Raw genomic sequence first — 17,767 nt, 5'->3', positions numbered from 1 at the left:
AACCGGACCGAGGAGCCATGGAGATCCGAGCCACCACGGTGCTGCCCGCCGTGCGACGTCCCATCACCCTGCACACCGCCGACGGCCTGGAGCTGGTCGGCGAACTCGCCCTGCCCGAGGGCGGCGACCCGGTCGCGACCCTGGTGTGCCTGCACCCGCTGCCCACCGCCGAGGGCATGATGGACAGCCACGTGCTGCGCAAGGCGTCGTTCCGCCTGCCCGCGCTGGCGAACATCGCGGTGCTGCGCTTCAACACGCGCGGCACCACCTCCCGCCACGGCACCAGCCAGGGCGAGTTCGGCGAGGGCGAGACCGAGCGGCACGACGTGCTCGCCGCCATCGAGTTCACCGAGTTCGAGGGGCTGCCGAACCCGTGGCTGCTGGGCTGGTCGTTCGGCACCGAGCTGGCCCTGAAGTGGGGGGCCGACCCGCAGGTCGCGGGCGCGCTGCTGCTGTCGCCGCCGCTGCACCGGGCCACCGACGCCGACCTGGAGAACTGGGCCGCAAGCGGCAAGCCCGTGATCGCCCTGGTCCCCGAGCACGACGACTACCTGCGCCCGGACGAGGCCCGGGAACGGTTCGGCCCGCTCACCCAGGCCGAGATCATCGGCGTCGACGGCGCCAAGCACCTGTGGGTGGGCGAGCCCTACGTGCGCCGGGTCCTGGACGAGATCGTCAAGCGGGTCAACCCCGCCGCGTACCCGCTGCCCACCGAGTGGGACGGCCCCCACGAGAAGGACGTCCAGCCGCTGGGCTGACCCCCGCACGCACAGGGGCCCGCCTCCCCGGAGAAGGAGGCGGGCCCCTGCGCATGTCACCTGCGGACCCGGAGTCGCGGGTCGGCTACTCCTGCCACCAGTCCTCGTCGTCGGCGCCCTTGCCGGAGCGGGCCGGCTGCTTGGGCTCCTCGGCCGCGGGCGCGGCCTCGGCGATGGCGGGAGCGGGGGCCGGGGCGGCCACGGGGGCCGGAGCCGGCGCCGGGGCGCCGCCGCCGAGCAGCTGGCGCAGCTGCTGCAGGTGCGACTGGATACTGTCGCGCTGGCGGTTGAGCTCGTCGACCTCCTTCTTGGCGGCGGTCGTGACGCGGTTGGCCTCGGCCTTGGCGTCGCTGACGAGGTGCTCGGCCTTGGACTTGGCCTCCGCCTCGATCTGCGCGGCGTTCTTCTTGGCGTTGCCGACCAGCTGCTTGGCGTGGTTCTCCGCGTCCCGGCGGGTCTGCTCGGCCTGCTGGCTGGCCTGCTTGGCGTGGTGGTCGGCGCTGGCCGCGCGCTCCTCCGCCTCGGCGACCATCTTCTGGGTGGCGGCCTGCGCGGCGGCCAGGCGCTCGGCGTCCTGGCGCTCGGCCTCGGCGCGCCGGTCGGCCAGCTGCAGCTCGAACTGGTCCTCCAGCTCGGTGCGGCGGGCCTCGGACTCGGCGTAGGCGCGCTCGGCGTTCTTGCGCAGCTCCTCGGCCTGGCTCTTGGCGGCCTGGATCGTCTCGTCGCGCTCGCGCTTGGCGGCGGCGCGGGCCTGGGCGCACTCGCGCTCGGTGGTGGTGCGCAGCTTGGCGATCTCGCCCTCGAAGGTCGCCCGCTTCTCGGCGATCTCGTGGTCGACCGCGGCCCGCTTCTTCTGGACCTCGCGCTCGGTGGTGGAGGACAGCTCGTCGGCCCGGCGGCGGGCGCTGGTGCTGATCTCCTCGGCCTCGGCCTCGGCGCTCTGGCGCATCTCGTCGGCCTCGCGCTGGGCGAGGGTGCGCACCTCGGTGGCCTCGGACTCCGCCGCGGCCCGCATCTCGGCGGCCTCGATCTTGGCCGCGGAGCGGATGTCGTTGGCGTCGATCTGGGCGCTCTGGACCAGCTCGTTGGCCTGCTCCTCCGCCAGGCGCAGCAGCTCCTCGATGCGCGAGCCCAGGCCGGCGTAGGAGGGGCGCTCGCGCTCCTGGAGCTGGCGGTTCTTGGCGTTGAGCTCGGCCTTGTACTTCTCGGCCTGCTTGCTGGCCGCCTTGACCTCGTTGCGCAGGCCGTCCAGGTAGTCCGACACCTGGGTACGGTCGTAGCCGCGCAACACCACGTCGAATTCGGGCGGGGTGTTGTCCTCGTCGAAGATGTTGTTGAGTTGGGTGTCGATGTTGTTTGACGGCATGTGGCGGAATCCTGAACGGGTGCGAGACGGCTATTTGTGAACGGCCGGGGACCGCGCTGGTGGGCGGTGGTCGGGGACCCCGGGACGGGCGTGCTTTCCGGTCCGGTCCGCGGGCGCGGGTAGGGCCGACGCGGCGTGGTCGCGACCGGTTCTCGACCATCGCCGACGCCGTCGGTGCGCTCCGCGTGTACCGGACCTCCGCGGCGTGAGGGTTGCGGTGTCGCGGCCGGCCCGGCCCACCGGATCGCAGGACGTGGACCGAACGACCGGAGATTCACATCCGGTGGCCAACCGACTTTATCAAGCGGTGAACCCCTGGGAAGAGGGTTTCGGGTAACTTCCGGTGGGGTTTGGGGTCGCTTACGCCACGGGGGCACAAGATGTGATGTGTCCGGAACGCCCCCGTGACGTGGTGGCGGCCGGTGCACCGCCCGCGGGTGTCAGTGGGCGCTCTGAACCAGTTCGGTGAGCACGCCCCCGCAGTCCTTCGGGTGCAGGAAGACGATCTGCGACCCGGCGGTGCCCCGTCGCGGCCGCGCGTCCAGGACGCGCACGCCCCGCTCGCCGACCCCCTCGGCGGTGGCGGCCACGTCGCCGGTGCCGAACGCGATGTGGTGCACGCCCTCCCCGTGGCGGTCGAGGAACTTCGCCACCGGGGAGTCCGGCCGGGTCGGCTCCAGCAGTTGCAGACAGGTGGCGCCGCCGTCGTCGGTCCCGTTGATCCGGAGCATCGCCTCGCGCACGCCCTGCTCCTCGTTGACCTCCTCGTGCTCCACCTCGAAGCCGTAGGTGGACCGGTAGAACTCGATCGAGGCGTCCAGGTCGCGGCAGGCGATGCCGACGTGGTCCAGGCGGGTCAGACCGGAGAAGGGGACGGCCCGATCAGGGGTGTTGCTCATCGTGCGAACCTCTCGACGGCGGCCAACGGCTGTGTGGGTATCGTTGCAGACCAGGTGCGTCACCGATCACTTGGAGGCCAGTTACGATGCCCGGTTCCGTCATCGTCGGTGGGGCTCGGACCCCCACCGGACGACTCCTCGGCTCCCTCGCCGGGTTCTCCGCCGTCGACCTGGGCGGCTTCGCGATCAGGGGCGCGCTCGACAGCGCCGGCGTCAGCGGCGACCAGGTCGAGTACGTGGTCATGGGCCAGGTCCTCCAGGCCGGCGCCGGACAGATCCCGTCCCGCCAGGCCGCGGTCAAGGCCGGGATCCCGATGAACGTCCCCTCGGTCACCATCAACAAGGTGTGCCTGTCGGGCCTGGACGCCATCGCCCTGGCCGACCAGCTCATCTCCGCAGGCGAGTTCGACATCGTCGTCGCGGGCGGCATGGAGTCCATGACCAATGCGCCGCACCTGCTGCCCAAGTCCCGGCACGGGTACAAGTACGGCTCCATCGAGGTCCTGGACGCCACCGCGCACGACGGCCTCACCGACGCCTTCGAGGGCGACTCCATGGGCGCCTCCACCGAGCGGCACAACGCCAAGCTCGGCATCGGCCGCGAGGAGCAGGACGAGTTCGCGGCCCGGTCGCACCAGCGGGCCGCCGCGGCCGCGGAGCGGGGCCTCTTCGACGCGGAGATCGTCCCGGTGGAGATCCCGCAGCGCAAGGGCGACCCGGTCGTCTTCGAGCACGACGAGGGCGTCCGCCCCGGCACCACCGCCGAGAGCCTGGCCAAGCTCCGCCCGGCCTTCGACCGCGACGGCACCATCACCGCCGGGTCCTCCTCGCAGATCTCCGACGGCGCCGCCGCCGTGGTCGTGATGAGCCGGGCCAAGGCCGAGGAGCTGGGCCTGCCGGTCCTCGCCGAGATCGGCGCGCACGGCAACGTCGCCGGTCCGGACAACTCCCTGCACTCCCAGCCCTCCAACGCGATCAGGCACGCGCTGGCCAAGGCGGGCAGGGAGGTCTCCGACCTCGACCTCATCGAGATCAACGAGGCCTTCGCCGCGGTCGGCCTCCAGTCCATGAAGGACCTGGGCGTGTCCGCCGACATCGTCAACGTCAACGGCGGCGCCATCGCCATCGGTCACCCGATCGGCGCCTCCGGTGCCCGCATCGCCCTGCACCTGGTCCACGAGCTGCGCCGACGCGGCGGCGGGCTGGGCGCGGCCGCACTGTGCGGCGGCGGCGGCCAGGGCGACGCGCTGCTGTTCTCGGTGCCCGCCGAGTAGGGTGCCCCGCCTCGGGGCGGCGGGTGCCGGTGTCGGGAGATCCCCGCACGCGGAGTGTCGGCTTCGGGCCCTCGCTCCGCTCCGGTCCGCGCGTCGCCTCCGGGGTACCGGGGTTCCTCGAAGACACTAGTCATTCCCGAAAACCGTGTCCCAGGGGCCGAACCCGGCCCCGCACGGAGTACGACGCACCTGTGGAACGGCGGGGCGGCGGTCACGAGCCGCCGCCCCGCCGCCGCGCGGCCCCGGCCGCGCACGGAAGGAGCCGCATGGACACCCCCCGACTCGTCGAGAAGCTGTTGCGGGGCGACCGCCGGGCCCTGGCCCGCGCGATCACCCTGGTCGAGAACGGCTCCCCGGAACTGCGCGAGATCATGGCGGGGCTGGCCCCGCACACCGGCCGCGCCCGGATCATCGGGTTCACCGGCTCGCCCGGCGTGGGCAAGTCCACGACCACCAACGCGGTGGTGCGCGCCGCCCGGTCCCGGGACCTGAGCGTGGCCGTGCTGGCGGTGGACCCCTCGTCCCCGTTCACCGGCGGGGCCCTGCTGGGCGACCGGGTCCGCATGCAGGAGCACGCCACCGACCCGGGCGTGTACATCAGGTCCATGGCCAACCGGGGCCACCTGGGAGGCCTGTCCTGGGCCGCCCCGCACGCCCTGCGGGTGCTGGACGCCGCCGGGTTCGACGTGGTGCTGGTGGAGACCGTCGGCGTCGGCCAGGCCGAGGTGGAGATCGCCGGGCAGGCCGACACCACCGTGGTGCTGTGCGCCCCCGGCATGGGCGACTCGGTGCAGGCCGCCAAGGCGGGTGTGCTGGAGGTCGCCGACGTGTTCGCGGTCAACAAGGCCGACCGGGACGGGGCCAAGTCCACCCTGCGCGAGCTGCGGCAGATGGTCGCCATGAAGGACCGCGCCGACGACGAGTGGAAGCCGCCGATCGTCATGATGGTCGCCGTGCGCGACGAGGGCGTGGACGAGCTGTGGGAGCGCCTGGACGCGCACTTCGCCCACCTGGGGGCCACCGGCGGACTGGCGGAGCGCCGCCGCCGCCGGGCCCGCGAGGAGGTGCAGGCCATCGTGCTGGACCTGCTGCGCTCCCGCATCGGGGTGGGCGACGACGGCGTCCTGGATTCGGCGGCCCGCGAGGTGGCAGAGGGGGTCCGCGACCCCTACGCCGCCGCCGACCTCGTCATCAAGGAGCTGGGCGCCTAGGAGAGGGTCCGCAGCAGGGCCTCGGCGAACCCCCCGGGGTCGTCGACGAACCCGCCGTGGCCGCCGGGGAACACCACCGGGGCCGTGCCCAGCAGCTCGGCCAGCCTCCGGGTGGTCCGGTCGGTGAGCAGGGGGCCGGACTCCGCGCCGATCCCGGCCACGACCCGTACCGGGCCGGTGCGCAGGGCGCCGGTGTCGGGTACGTACCGGGTGGTGGGCCCCAGTTCGTGGGCGAAGAACCGGGCGCTGTCCGCGAGGTCCTGCTCGCTGAACTCCTGCTCCGGGCCCGGGCCCCCGCCGCCCTCCTCGGGCGCCGGGAACCCGGCGTTGGCCATGAAGGCCCCGAACGCGGCCATCACCCCGTCCCGGTGGTAGGTCCCGATGATCGCGTCGGTGGCCGCCCGCTGCTCGGCGGCGTCGGGCAGCAGTTCCAGCACCGGCGGCTCGTGCGCGACGACCGTCCCGAACCGGTCCGGGTGGCGTACCGCGGCGGCCAGGGTCGTCACCGCCCCGCCGCTGGAGCCCAGGACGTCGGCCTTCCCGACGCCCAGCGCGTCCAGCAGCGCCACCAGGTCGTCGGCGCGGAGCTCCGGGGTGGAGTCCTGTTCCGGGTCGTCCAGGGGGCTGCGGCCGATGCCGCGCGGGTCGTGGGTGACCACCGTCCGCTCGGCGGCCAGCAGGTCGGCGACCGCGGCGAACTCGCCGGCGGCCATGGGCGCACCGGTCAGGACGAGTACGGGCCCGCTTCCGCGGACCTCGTGGTACAGCGTGCCGTCGGGGGTCTTCACGGTGTGCGTCTCGACCATCGTCGCTCCTTCCGTCGGGATCTCACCGGTACGGACCCGCGGACCCCCCGGAAATCATCGCCCCGGACGGGTTTTTCTCCGGCGGGACCGCGGCCCGTCACGGGAACGGCGGCGCCCCCGGCACGGGGCGCCGCCGTCGTGCCCTCCGGGCCGGTCAGCCCAGCGTGGCGTCGATCGCGTCCATGAGGGTGCCGTCGGCGTCGTCACCGTCGATGGACCAGATCATCACGCCGCCCAGGCCCCGGTCGACCGCCCACTGCGTCTTCTGGGCGATGGAGACCGCGTCGTCGTAGGTCCAGAACGTGGTGCCGTTGTACAGCCACGCCGTCCCGGAGGCGTCGTCGCGGTACAGGTCGTACCCCGACAGGTTCTTGATGACCTTCCAGTCCTCGATCCCCTGCTCGTAGGTGCCGGGGGCGGGCCCGGTCGCACCCTGGAACAGGCCGTCGCCGTTCGGCCCCGGGGCGACCCCCGTCCAGCCGCGGCTGTAGAAGGGCACACCCAGGACCATGTCGGCCGGGTCCACGCCCAGCTCCAGGTAGCGGTCGATGCTCACCTCGGCGGCGAAGATCCGCGGACCGGGGTCGCCGGGGGTGACGAGCAGGTTGGACTGGTGGTTGGTGGTGTCCTCCCAGGCTCCGTGGTAGTCGTAGCCCTGCACCGTGATGAAGTCGAAGTTCGGCATGAGGGCGTCCATCTCGAAGCCCAGGTCGATCTTGTCGGGGTCGGCGGGCAGGAAGGCGGTCAGCTCGAACCCGCGGCCGGTCTCGGCCTCCAGGTCGTCGAGCTGGTCGCGGAACTCCTGGACCAGGGCGGTGAAGTTCTCCCGGTCCTCGGGCCGGACCGTGTTGTGCTCGTGGCCCTCGGAGGCGGGCCACTCCCAGTCGAGGTCGATGCCGTCGAACACGCCGTAGGCGGAGCCGACGCCGCCGGCGCCGTCGAACAGCGGCAGGTTGCCGCGCAGGTACAGGTCGATGCAGGACGAGACCATGCGCTCGCGCGACTCGGGGGTGAGGGCGGCGTCGGAGAAGTGCTCCGACCAGGTCCAGCCGCCCAGGGAGATGTTGACCTTCAGGTGCGGGTGCTTCTCCTTGAGCTCGCGCAGCTGGTTGAAGTTGCCGCGCAGGTCCTGGCTCCAGACGTCGCCGACGCCGTCGACGCTCTGGTCGGCGGTGAAGGAGCGGCCGTAGTCGGCCCAGGCGTCGCCCTGGCCGAGCTGGTTCGCCATGAAGCACTGCCCGTTGGCGTTGATGTTGCCGAACGAGTAGTTGATGTGGGTGAGGTTCTCGGCGGTGCCCGAGGTCTCCAGGTTCTTGACCAGGTAGCCGCGGTCGTAGATGCCCCACTGGGTGAAGTAGGCGACGCGGCGGTCCTGCGGGGCGGGGCCGCCGCCGTCCGGGCCGGTGGTGGCCGTGACCGCTCCGCTCTCCGCGCCGCGGTTGTTGGAGGTGTCGTAGGCGCGCACGGTGAACTCGTACGCCGTCTCGGGGGCCAGCCCGGTCACGGTGGCCGTGGTCCCGGTGACGGCGCGGACGACCTCGCCGCCGGACAGGACCTCGTACCCGGCCACGCCGGCGTTGTCGGTGGCGGCGCTCCAGCTCAGGCCGACCGTGGTGGCCGTGGTGCCGGTGACGGTGAGGCCTCCGGGCGCCGAGGGCGGCTCGGTGTCGGGCTCGCCCGGTTCACCCGAGCAGGGCGCACCGTTGATCGTGCAGTTCAGCGGGGTGGTGTCGTTGCCCGCGGCGCTGGTGCCGTTGAACCCGATGCCGTAGGTCCCGCCCGCGGGGACGGCGGCGCCCCAGGAGGGCGGGGTGAGGGTGTAGGAGTCGCCGGACCGGGCCATGGTGGCGTTCCACAGGCTCGTGACGGCGGTGCCCGGGGGCAGGTCGAACTTGATCGTCCAGTCGGTCAGCGCCGTGCTCCCGGCGTTGCCGATGGTGAGCTGGCCGCCGTAGCCGGTGCCCCAGTTGCCGGTCTCGACGTAGGTGACGGTGGCGTCGGAGGCGGCGGCCGCGGCCGGGGCGGGGGAGAGGGACAGGGGGATGAGCAGTACGGCTGCGGCCAGTGCCGCGAGCCGGGATCGTCGTGCTCTCAACTTCGTGCTCCTGGTGCGTGAGCGGGAGGTGGGGGAGTCGCCGTCCGGCGGCCCCGTCGCGGGGCGGGCCGGTGGACGACGGCGGGTGTGCGCCCGAGGAGTCGCGTGTTCCGTGGTCGTCGGGGGGGCGGGGGAGCGCGGGCCATGGCGGGCCTCCGGCGTGGGCGGGCCGAGGAGGGGTGCGAGAAGTGAAGAGGCCGGTGCGGACCGTCGCACATCGGTCCGCACCGGCCGTGGCGGCGGTGCTCCCCGGATCAGAGCACCGACGCCGTCCGGCTCCCGGTCGGCGCGGGAGGGGCCGGGGGCCGCCGACCGGGACGTTCTAGGGGCGGTCCGCCCGCAGGGCGGCGTCGATCGCCGCCATGAGGGAGCCGTCGGCGTCGTCGCCGTCGATGGCCCAGACCATGACCCCGGAGTAGCCGTTGTCCAGGGCCCACTCGGTCTTGCGGGTGACCGCCGTCTCGTCGTCGTAGGTCCAGAAGGTCTCGCCGTCGTAGAGCCAGGCGGTGCCCGCCTCGTCGTTGCGGAAGACCCGGAAGTCGCCCGACTCCGCCTTCTCCTTGAGGAAGCGCCACTCCTCGGTGCCCGCCGCGTAGGTGCCCTGGGCCGGGCCGGCGGCGGGCTGGAAGAGGCCGTCGCCCTCGGGGCCGGGTTCGACGCCGGTCCAGCCCTGGCCGTAGAAGGGGATGCCCAGGACGAGCTTGGCCGGGTCCACGCCGCGGGAGACGTAGGCGTTGCGGATGAGCTCGGCGGAGATGACCGGCTCGGGGTCGCGGGCGTCGGTCACCAGGTTGGACTGGTGGTTGGTGGTGCTCTCCCAGGTGCCGTGGTAGTCGTAGCCCTGCACCGTGATGAAGTCGAAGTTCGGCATGACCTCGTCGAGCTCGTACCCGGAGTCCAGGCGCCAGCCGCCGGCGGGCATGAACGCGGTCAGCTCGTAGTGGCGGCCGGTCTCGTCGCCGTACTCGTCCAGCTGGTCGCGGAACTCCTGCACCAGGGCGGTGAAGTTCTCCTTGTCCTCGGGCCGGACCACGTTGTGCGGGTTGCCGTCGGTGCCCGGCCACTCCCAGTCGAGGTCGATGCCGTCGAAGATCCCGTGGGCGGTGCCCTCGCCGCCCGCGCCGTTCAGCTCGGGCAGGTTCCCGCGCAGGTACAGGTCGACGCAGGACTCGACGAGGCGCTCACGGGACTCCTCGGTCATGGCCGCGTCGGAGAAGTACCGGGACCACTCCCAGCCGCCCAGGGAGATGCTGATGGTGAGGTCGGGGTAGAGCTCCTTGAGCTCGCGCAGCTGGTTGAAGTTGCCGCGCAGCGCCTGGGCGGGGTCGTCGGCGACGCCGTCGACGCTCTCCCCGGCGGGGACGGTGCGGCCGTAGTCGGCGAGGGCGTCGCCCTGGCCCTCCTCGTCGCTCATGAAGCACTCGCCGTCGGCGCTGACGTTGCCGAACGCGTACTGGATGTGCGTCAGCCTGTCGGCGCTGCCGCTCTCCACCAGGTCGGCGACGTGGTAGTCGCGCTCCTTCGCGCTCCACTGGGTGTAGTAGGCGACGCTGATGTGGTCGTGCCCGGGACCGGTGCCGCCGCCGGAGCAGGGCGCGCCGTTGACGGTGCAGGCGAGGGGGTCGGTGGAGCCGTCCCGGTGCAGGCCGTTGAACCCGAAGGTGTAGGCGCCCCCGGCGGGGATCGTGGCGCCCCAGTGCGGCGGGGTGACGGTGTAGCCGGCCGGGCCCCCCGCCAGGGTGGCGTTCCAGAGCTCGTGGATGCGGCTGCCCTCGGGGAGGGAGAACTCGATCTTCCAGTCGCTCACCGGGGCGTCGGAGGTGTTGCGGACGACCATCTCGCCGCTGTACCCGGTGTTCCACCGGGCGGACTCCACGTAGGTGACGGTCAGACCGGCGGCGGACGCCTCCGCGGCGGCGGCCGGGAGCGAGGCGGCCATGAGCGGCGCGGCCAGCACTGTCGCGGCGCAGACCGCCGCTATCCGGGTCCTGAGGGGTCGTGCTCTCACGTCGTGGATCTCCTGCGATCGGGGGGTGGCAGGGTCGGTGTCTGACCTGGGGGGATAAATTTTTAGGAAACTTAACTAATAATTACGGGAGGCGTCAACGGTCCGCGCCGAACTTTCCGGCACCCGTCATCGTCGCCCCTGGGGGCCCGCCCGGGTTTTCCGAGCTGGCGGGCCGTACCAGTGAGTTGTGAATCCGACTGTCCCCTTGTGGCCACGCGAAGCCATTGACTCCGACCTTCTGTGGTGCTAAACGCGCGGGAGGACGGGCGCGGGCCTGTCGGCGGGGCCCATAGAGTGACGGCGTGGGAAACCCTTTGAACCTTCCGTTCGACCCGATCGAACGCGCGCACGACAACTGGACGCGCAGATGGGGTCCCTCGCCCGCGATGGCCGCCGTCACCTCGGTCATGCGCGCGCAGCAGATCCTCATCGGCGAGCTGGACGGCGCCCTCAAGCAGTTCGGCCTCACCTTCGCCCGCTACGAGGCGCTGGTCCTGCTCACCTTCAGCACCTCCGGGGCGCTGCCGCTGGGCAAGATCGGCGAGCGCCTCATGGTCCACCCGACCAGCGTCACCAACACCATCGACCGGCTGGAGGGGCAGGGCTTCGTGCTCCGCCGCCCCAACCCCAGCGACGGCCGCGGCGTGCTGGCCGAGATCACCGACACCGGGCGGGAGGTCACCGAGCGGGCCACCCGGGCCCTGCTCGGCATGGACTTCGGCCTGGGCTGCTACTCCGGCGAGGAGCTGTGGGACATGCACCGCATGTTCACCCGGCTGCGCGTCGACTTCGGGGACTTCCCCGAGCCGGCGGCGGAGGCGGTCGACGGGCGCTGAGCCCGGCCCGGGATCCGCGCGCGGGCGTGGATCCCCCCGCCTGTACATATTTAGTTGGACGTCCTACTATCCAGGTATGGCGAACACCACGACGAACGGCAGCACCGGGGGCGGCGGCGCCCAGGACATCGAGGCCGGGCGCGAGCGCTGGCAGCGCCGCTACGACGCCGCGCGCAAGCGCGACGCCGACTTCACCTCCCTGTCCGGACGCAGGCTGGAACCCGTCTATGGACCGCCCCCCGGTTCGGAGGTCCCCGGGTTCGAGCGCATCGGCTGGCCCGGCGAGTTCCCCTTCACCCGCGGGCTGTACCCCACCGGGTACCGCGGCCGGGCCTGGACCATCCGCCAGTTCGCCGGGTTCGGCAACGCGCGCCAGACCAACGAGCGCTACAAGATGATCCTCGCCTCCGGCGGCGGCGGGCTCTCGGTCGCCTTCGACATGCCCACCCTCATGGGCCACGACTCCGACTCGCCGCACGCCCTGGGCGAGGTCGGCCACTGCGGCGTGGCCATCGACTCGGTGGCCGACATGGACCTGCTCTTCGACGGCATCCCGCTGGGCGAGACCACCACGTCCATGACGATCAGCGGTCCGGCCGTGCCCGCCTTCTGCATGTACCTGGTGGCCGCCGAGCGCCAGGGCGTGGACATCGGCACCCTCAACGGCACGCTCCAGACCGACATCTTCAAGGAGTACATCGCCCAGAAGGAGTGGCTGTACCCGCCCGAGCCGCAGCTGCGCCTCATCGGCGACCTCATGGAGTACTGCGCCGAGAACATCCCCGCCTACAAGCCGCTGTCGGTGTCGGGTTACCACATCCGGGAGGCCGGGGCCACGGCCGCCCAGGAGCTGGCCTACACCCTGGCCGACGGGTTCGGCTACGTCGAGCTGGGGTTGTCCCGGGGCCTGGACATCGACTCCTTCGCGCCCGGGCTGTCCTTCTTCTTCGACGCCCACATCGACTTCTTCGAGGAGATCGCCAAGTTCCGCGCCGCCCGCCGGATCTGGGCCCGCTGGATGCGCGACGTCTACGGGGCCACCAGCGAGAAGTCCCAGTGGCTGCGGTTCCACACCCAGACCGCCGGGGTCTCCCTCACCGCCCAGCAGCCCTACAACAACGTGGTGCGCACGGCGGTCGAGGCGCTCGCCGCCGTCCTGGGCGGCACCAACTCGCTGCACACCAACGCCCTGGACGAGACCCTGGCCCTGCCCACCGAGCAGGCCGCCGAGATCGCCCTGCGCACCCAGCAGGTGATCATGGAGGAGACCGGGGTGGTCAACGTCGCCGACCCGCTGGGCGGCTCCTGGTACCTGGAGGCGCTCACCGACGAGATCGAGGCCGAGGCCGAGCGGATCTTCGCGCACATCCGGCGGATGGGCGGCGGGGACGGCGTCGAGCACGCGATCGGCCCGATGACCTCCGGCATCCTCGCCGGGATCGAGAACGGCTACTTCTCCTCCGAGATCGCCGAGTCCGCCTTCCAGTACCAGCAGTCGGTGGAGAAGGGCGAGAAGCGCATCGTCGGTGTCAACGCCCACACCGCCACGGTCTCCGGCGAGCTCGACATCCTGCGCATCGGCCACGAGGTCGAGCGCGAGCAGCGCCGGGTGCTCGCCGAGCGGCGCGCGGCCCGCGACGGCGCCGCCGTGGAGCGGACGCTGGCCGCCCTGCTGGAGGGCGTGCGCGCGGGGGCGAACGTGGTGCCGCTCATCATGGACGCAGCCCGCGCCGAGGCGACCCTCGGTGAGATCTGCGCGACCATGGGCGAGGAGTTCGGCACCTACACCGAGGCGCCCCGCTTCTGAACCCGGCGCCGGTGCGCCGCAGGGGAGGACGCGGACCGCCGACGGTCCGCGTCCTTTCCGCGCATACGGCAGGATGGACCCATGCAGCCTTCGGACTTTTCCCCGAACAGTGCCGTCGACCTCGGTGCGCGCAAGGCGGCCATGGAACGCGAGGCCAAGCAGCGCGCCGCGGAGTCGGCGGGTCGATCCAACCCTTACGCCGTGAACGTCGACGAGGCGAACTTCCAGGCCCAGGTCCTGGAGCGGTCCATGGCCGCCCCGGTGGTCCTGGCCGTCCTCGCCGGCTGGTCCGAGCAGTCCAAGCAGGTGGAGACCACCCTGGACAAGCTCTCCGCGGCCTCCGGCGGCAACTGGTTCCTCGCCAAGGTCGACGGAGAGGCCAGTCCCCAGCTCGTACAGGCGCTGCGGGTGCCGACCGCCCCGATGATCATCGTCGTCGTGCAGGGCCAGCTCCTGCCCGGGCCGGCGGGCCCGGTCCCCGAGGACCAGCTCACCGGCTGGCTGACCGAGGCCTTCGCCGCGCTCAAGGAGCAGGGCGCCCTGCCGCCCGGCCATCCCGGAACCCTGTTCGGCGAGGGGGGTCCGGAGCAGGACGAGGCCGCCGCCCCGGCCGAGGAGACGCGCCCCATCGACGCCGAGGCGCAGCAGGCCCTGGACCGGCAGGACTTCGACGCGGCCGAGGCGATCTACGCCAAGGCGGTCGAGTCCGACCCCAAGGACACCGAGTCCCGGAGCAAGCTGGCCCAGGTCCGGCTGGTCCGGCGGCTGCGCGCGGTGGACATGAACGCCGTGCGCAAGGCCGCCGCCGACGACCCGCAGGACGTGGAGGCACAGCTGGCCGTCGCCGACCTGGACATGTACGGCGGCAAGTTCGAGGACGCCTTCGACCGGCTCATCGCGACCGTCAAGCGGACGGCGGACGAGGACCGCGAGAAGGTGCGCGCCCGCCTGCTGGAGCTGTTCGACCTGCTGCCCCCGGGCGACAAGACGGTGGCCTCGGCCCGCCGGCGGCTCACCTCCGCCCTCTTCTAGGGCGCCTCTCCGCACCCCCGCGCCGCCGCCCCGGTCGGTCGGCGGCGCGGGGGAGAGGAGAGGAACGGGTCACGGTGAAGATATCGCTGTGCGGAAACCGGAATTATTACTCCTGGGTAGCCGGACAAAGCGGTAAAACAACCCCTTCTTTCGCGGTTTCCGGCGCGGGAGGATAGGAGTGCCCGGCGGCGGGTACAACCGCTGCCACCAGGCCCGCCCGGCGGGCCTGACCGCTCTCTCCGGCAGGTGTCCCATGAGCACCGAGGTGCCCCGCCACCACCCCCGCCCGACGCCCTCGGGGCGGTCCTCCCGCGCGGCGGGACCGGTCGTCACGATCTCGGCGACCTACGGCGCGGGCGGTGCCGTCGTCGGGCCCGCCGTCGCCGCCGCCCTCGGCGTGGTATTCCTGGACCGGGCCGTACCCAGCGCCGTCGCCGGGCGGATCGGCTGCTCCCTCGACGAGGCCCTGCAGCACGACGACCGCTCGCCCGGCGGGCTGGAGCGCCTCCTCGCCGGGGCCGCCCGCCTGCCCACCGTCACCCTGGGCAGTGTCGACACCGCCTTCGTCGGCACCGTCAACGAGGAGGGGCGGCTGCTCTACGACCACGAGTTCGTCGAACACACCGAGCAGGTCGTCACCGAGGTCGCGCACACCGGCGGGGTCGTCCTGGGCCGGGCCGGGGCCATCGTCCTGGCCGACCACCCCACCGCCCTGCACGTGCGGCTCGACGGCGACCCCGACGCCCGCCTGCGCCACGCCCGCGAGCAGTGGGAGTCCGGCGCCCCCGCCGAGGGCGGGGGCCCGGGGGGCGCCCGGACGGGCCCGCCCACCGCGCGGATCCGCGACGACAACGACCGGGCCCGGGCCGCCTACGTCCGCCGCTTCTACCGCGCCGACGCGGCCTCTCCGCGCCACTACCACATGGTGCTCGACGGCACCGCCCTCTCTCCGCCGGCGTGCACCGACGTGATCGTCCGGGCGGCCCTGGACCGGGCCGCGGGGAAGACTCCCTGAGCGTCCGGCGTTATGGTGACGCCACCTCGGATCGCCCCTCCGTAATCGTGGGAAATTCATCGGTTTTTCACGGAAGCGATAATTGTCGGCTTGTGCTGACTCCAGTGGCTTGACTCGGGTAGGGTGAGGCGACTCCGTCGCGATACCCCCGACCGCGAGCCGAGGTCCGCCGCGGTGCCGCCCCAGGGGGGTACCGCACATCCGATGCCCCGCCGCGCACCGACGCCGCCGCGCCCGGGGACGTCCGCACGCCCGGACACAGAAGCACCGGCACCACCCGAGGAGCATTACGTGGCCACCCTTCCCAGCGTTTCGTATTCCATCACCGTCCGCCTCGAACTGGACGCGGGGAGCACGGCGGTGGGCGGACTCACCAACGCGGTCGAGCAGGTGGGGGGCATGATCACGGCGCTGGACGTGGCCGCCGCCGGGCACGAGCGCATCCGCATCGACGTCACCTGCGCCGCCCGCGACACCGAGCACGCCCAGGCCATCGTCGACGCCCTGGGCGCCGTCGAGGGCGTCACCGTCCACAAGGTCAGCGACCGGACCTTCCTCATGCACCTGGGCGGCAAGATCGAGATGAAGTCCAAGGTGCCGCTGCGCAACCGCGACGAACTCTCCATGGCCTACACCCCCGGCGTCGCACGCGTCTCCCAGGCCATCGCCGCCAACAAGGACGACGCCCGCCGCCTCACCATCAAACGCAACAGCGTCGCCGTCGTCACCGACGGCTCCGCCGTCCTGGGCCTGGGCAACATCGGCCCCGAGGCCGCCATGCCCGTCATGGAGGGCAAGGCCGCCCTCTTCAAACGCTTCGCGGACATCGACGCCTGGCCCATCGCCCTGGACACCCAGGACGTCGACGAGATCGTCCGCGCCGTCCAGCTGATCGCCCCCGGGTTCGGCGGCATCAACCTGGAGGACATCTCCGCGCCCCGCTGCTTCGAGGTCGAGGCCCGTCTGCGCGAGCTGCTCGACATCCCCGTCTTCCACGACGACCAGCACGGCACCGCCATCGTCGTCCTGGCCGCCCTGCGCAACGCCCTGCGCGTCGTCGGCAAGAAGCTGGGCGAGGTCCGCATCGCCATGTCCGGCGCGGGCGCGGCCGGGACCGCCATCCTCAAGCTGCTCATGCACGCCGGGGCCCGCGACATCATCGTCTGCGACATCCACGGCGCCGTGCACACCGGGCGCGAGGACACCGACCCCACCCTGCGCTGGATCGCGGAGAACACCAACCAGGGCGGCTACGCCGGCGACCTCAGGGGCGCCGTGGCCGGGGCCGACGTGTTCATCGGCGTCTCCGCCCCCAACCTGCTGGCGGGCGAGGACATCGCCGAGATGAACGAGGACGCGATCATCTTCGCGCTGGCCAACCCCGACCCCGAGGTCGACCCGGACGTGGCCCGCCTGCACGCCGCCGTCGTCGCCACCGGCCGCAGCGACCACCCCAACCAGATCAACAACGTGCTGGTCTTCCCGGGGTTCTTCCGCGGCCTGCTCGACGCCCAGAGCCACCACGTCACGTCGAACATGATGGTCGCCGCGGCCGAGGCCCTGGCCGACGTGGTCTCCGAGGACGAGCTCGGCCCCAACTACATCATCCCGAGCGTGTTCCACTCCGACCTGTCGGCCCACGTGGCCACCGCCGTCCGCGAGGCCGCCCTGAGGGACCGGAAGGACCTCGGCGAAGGCGTCTGACGTACTCTGCCGGAACGGGTCCGGGAACGGATTCCGGTCCCGTTCCGGGGTATGGGGTGGTGCATGGACCAGCCGACGATGACCGGGCGGCTCCTGGTGGCCGCCCCGGTGCTCCAGGAGGACTCCTTCCGCCGCTCGGTGGTGTTCGTCGTGGACGACGACCCCGGGGGCACTCTCGGAGTGATCCTCAACCGGCCGCTCGGCCTGGCGGTGGCCGACGTGGTCGTCGACTGGGGCGCCCTGGCCAGCGAGCCCGCCGTCATGTTCTCGGGCGGGCCGGTCGGCACCGACTCGGGCATCGCGCTGGGCGCGGCGGGCCCGGACGGGCCGCCTCCCGGCTGGTCCCCTCTGGAAGGATTGGACCCGGACTCGGGTCTGACGGGTATCGGTGTGGTCGACCTGGACGACCCCGCGCCGGTACCGGGCACCGTCCTGGGGGGCTTCCGCGTCTTCGCCGGGTATGCCGGATGGAGTGCCGGCCAGCTGGCCGGAGAGATCGCCGAGGGGGCGTGGTACGTCCTGAACGCGGTCCCGGCGGACGTGTTCACCACCGACCCCGGAGGGCTGTGGTCGCGGGTGCTGCGCCGCCAGGGCGGCGACCTGGCGCTGCTGTCGACCTTTCCGGACGATCCCACCCTGAACTGAGGGCGGGCCGGGACGCGGCACCCTATACCGTGGAACGCAGACTTCGAAAGGTGAGAACGATGTCGATGGACGTCCTCAACAAGGTCCTGCCGGACAGTGAGACCAAGCCGGACACTTCGCACGATGGCGGGGACCGCGAGCGGTTCTCCCACTACGTCCAGAAGGACAAGATCACGGAGAGCGCCGTCACCGGCAACCCCGTGATCGCCCTGTGCGGCAAGGTCTGGGTGCCCAACCGGGACCCGAAGAAGTTCCCGGTCTGCCCCGAGTGCAAGAAGATCTACGAAGAGATGATGGCCTGACCCCGGCCG

General features: G+C 72.2%; 15 protein-coding genes. 10 read left to right on the top strand and 5 right to left on the bottom strand.

All coding sequences use genetic code 11. The features are described from left to right. Positions 1–17 precede the first annotated feature (17 nt). The gene (locus ACSUPR_RS10265) at positions 18–758 is read left to right on the top strand and encodes an alpha/beta hydrolase (RefSeq protein WP_436890916.1); all 741 of its coding nucleotides are present in this window, start codon (positions 18–20) and stop codon (positions 756–758) included. Positions 759–843: 85 nt separating this feature from the next. On the opposite strand, the gene ACSUPR_RS10260 is transcribed toward ACSUPR_RS10265, so the two are convergent. Both ACSUPR_RS10260 and mce read right to left on the bottom strand, forming a co-directional pair. After that, positions 844–2,124: a DivIVA domain-containing protein gene (locus ACSUPR_RS10260; RefSeq protein WP_436890915.1), complete on the bottom strand. Its 1,281-nt coding sequence runs from the start codon at positions 2,122–2,124 to the stop codon at positions 844–846. A gap of 440 nt (positions 2,125–2,564) precedes the next feature. After that, on the bottom strand, positions 2,565–3,023 hold the full coding sequence (gene mce, locus ACSUPR_RS10255; protein ID WP_436890914.1) for a methylmalonyl-CoA epimerase: 459 nt from the start codon (positions 3,021–3,023) through the stop codon (positions 2,565–2,567). An 86-nt stretch (positions 3,024–3,109) separates the two neighbouring features. Here mce and ACSUPR_RS10250 point away from each other — a divergent pair, with 86 nt between their 5' ends. Together ACSUPR_RS10250 and meaB are read left to right on the top strand one after the other, a co-directional pair. After that, entirely contained in the window at positions 3,110–4,297 is a 1,188-nt protein-coding gene (locus ACSUPR_RS10250; RefSeq protein ID WP_436890913.1) for an acetyl-CoA C-acetyltransferase, read from the top strand. A 266-nt stretch (positions 4,298–4,563) separates the two neighbouring features. Beyond that, entirely contained in the window at positions 4,564–5,508 is a 945-nt protein-coding gene (gene meaB / locus ACSUPR_RS10245) for a methylmalonyl Co-A mutase-associated GTPase MeaB (RefSeq protein WP_436890912.1), read from the top strand. Here meaB and ACSUPR_RS10240 read toward each other — a convergent pair. The 3 genes from ACSUPR_RS10240 to ACSUPR_RS10230 all read right to left on the bottom strand — a co-directional run bounded on the left by ACSUPR_RS10240 (position 5,505) and on the right by ACSUPR_RS10230 (position 10,417). Then, complete coding sequence (locus ACSUPR_RS10240; protein WP_436890911.1) at positions 5,505–6,314, bottom strand: alpha/beta fold hydrolase; 810 nt, start codon at positions 6,312–6,314, stop codon at positions 5,505–5,507. The two genes, meaB and ACSUPR_RS10240, sit on opposite strands and share 4 nt — an antisense overlap. A 154-nt stretch (positions 6,315–6,468) precedes the next feature. Beyond that, positions 6,469–8,409, bottom strand: coding sequence for a glycosyl hydrolase family 18 protein (locus ACSUPR_RS10235; RefSeq protein ID WP_436890910.1), 1,941 nt, complete (start codon positions 8,407–8,409; stop codon positions 6,469–6,471). Positions 8,410–8,731: 322 nt separating this feature from the next. Beyond that, on the bottom strand, positions 8,732–10,417 hold the full coding sequence (locus ACSUPR_RS10230) for a glycosyl hydrolase family 18 protein (RefSeq protein WP_436890909.1): 1,686 nt from the start codon (positions 10,415–10,417) through the stop codon (positions 8,732–8,734). Positions 10,418–10,731: 314 nt separating this feature from the next. Here ACSUPR_RS10230 and ACSUPR_RS10225 point away from each other — a divergent pair, with 314 nt between their 5' ends. The 7 genes from ACSUPR_RS10225 to ACSUPR_RS10195 all read left to right on the top strand — a co-directional run bounded on the left by ACSUPR_RS10225 (position 10,732) and on the right by ACSUPR_RS10195 (position 17,758). After that, positions 10,732–11,253: a MarR family winged helix-turn-helix transcriptional regulator gene (locus ACSUPR_RS10225; protein ID WP_436891950.1), complete on the top strand. Its 522-nt coding sequence runs from the start codon at positions 10,732–10,734 to the stop codon at positions 11,251–11,253. A gap of 76 nt (positions 11,254–11,329) precedes the next feature. After that, positions 11,330–13,060 (top strand): acyl-CoA mutase large subunit family protein, encoded by a 1,731-nt coding sequence (locus tag ACSUPR_RS10220; protein WP_436890908.1) that lies wholly within the window; start codon positions 11,330–11,332, stop codon positions 13,058–13,060. Positions 13,061–13,141: 81 nt separating this feature from the next. Then, complete coding sequence (locus ACSUPR_RS10215) at positions 13,142–14,092, top strand: tetratricopeptide repeat protein (RefSeq protein WP_436890907.1); 951 nt, start codon at positions 13,142–13,144, stop codon at positions 14,090–14,092. A gap of 253 nt (positions 14,093–14,345) precedes the next feature. Then, the gene (locus tag ACSUPR_RS10210) at positions 14,346–15,107 is read left to right on the top strand and encodes an AAA family ATPase (protein ID WP_436890906.1); all 762 of its coding nucleotides are present in this window, start codon (positions 14,346–14,348) and stop codon (positions 15,105–15,107) included. Positions 15,108–15,398: 291 nt separating this feature from the next. Beyond that, positions 15,399–16,811: an NAD-dependent malic enzyme gene (locus tag ACSUPR_RS10205; RefSeq protein ID WP_436890905.1), complete on the top strand. Its 1,413-nt coding sequence runs from the start codon at positions 15,399–15,401 to the stop codon at positions 16,809–16,811. Positions 16,812–16,874: 63 nt separating this feature from the next. After that, complete coding sequence (locus ACSUPR_RS10200; protein ID WP_436890904.1) at positions 16,875–17,456, top strand: YqgE/AlgH family protein; 582 nt, start codon at positions 16,875–16,877, stop codon at positions 17,454–17,456. Between the two features lie 59 nt (positions 17,457–17,515). Further along, positions 17,516–17,758: a DUF3039 domain-containing protein gene (locus ACSUPR_RS10195; protein ID WP_073379644.1), complete on the top strand. Its 243-nt coding sequence runs from the start codon at positions 17,516–17,518 to the stop codon at positions 17,756–17,758. The last annotated feature ends 9 nt before the right edge of the window (positions 17,759–17,767 follow it).

Origin of the sequence: Nocardiopsis dassonvillei, assembly GCF_964273065.1 — a bacterium.
Classification (GTDB): domain Bacteria; phylum Actinomycetota; class Actinomycetes; order Streptosporangiales; family Streptosporangiaceae; genus Nocardiopsis; species Nocardiopsis dassonvillei_B.
Note: the sequence above shows the minus strand (reverse complement) of the source record. Positions and strands in the feature narration are given on the sequence as shown.

Coding starts and splice junctions, on each gene's coding strand:
- ACSUPR_RS10260 (WP_436890915.1), bottom strand. CDS start 2,124: ATGCCGTCAAACAACATCGACACCCAACTCAACAACATCTTCGACGAG.
- ACSUPR_RS10195 (WP_073379644.1), top strand. CDS start 17,516: ATGTCGATGGACGTCCTCAACAAGGTCCTGCCGGACAGTGAGACCAAG.
- ACSUPR_RS10250 (WP_436890913.1), top strand. CDS start 3,110: ATGCCCGGTTCCGTCATCGTCGGTGGGGCTCGGACCCCCACCGGACGA.
- ACSUPR_RS10210 (WP_436890906.1), top strand. CDS start 14,346: ATGAGCACCGAGGTGCCCCGCCACCACCCCCGCCCGACGCCCTCGGGG.
- ACSUPR_RS10265 (WP_436890916.1), top strand. CDS start 18: ATGGAGATCCGAGCCACCACGGTGCTGCCCGCCGTGCGACGTCCCATC.
- ACSUPR_RS10220 (WP_436890908.1), top strand. CDS start 11,330: ATGGCGAACACCACGACGAACGGCAGCACCGGGGGCGGCGGCGCCCAG.
- ACSUPR_RS10240 (WP_436890911.1), bottom strand. CDS start 6,314: ATGGTCGAGACGCACACCGTGAAGACCCCCGACGGCACGCTGTACCAC.
- meaB (WP_436890912.1), top strand. CDS start 4,564: ATGGACACCCCCCGACTCGTCGAGAAGCTGTTGCGGGGCGACCGCCGG.
- ACSUPR_RS10200 (WP_436890904.1), top strand. CDS start 16,875: ATGGACCAGCCGACGATGACCGGGCGGCTCCTGGTGGCCGCCCCGGTG.
- ACSUPR_RS10215 (WP_436890907.1), top strand. CDS start 13,142: ATGCAGCCTTCGGACTTTTCCCCGAACAGTGCCGTCGACCTCGGTGCG.
- mce (WP_436890914.1), bottom strand. CDS start 3,023: ATGAGCAACACCCCTGATCGGGCCGTCCCCTTCTCCGGTCTGACCCGC.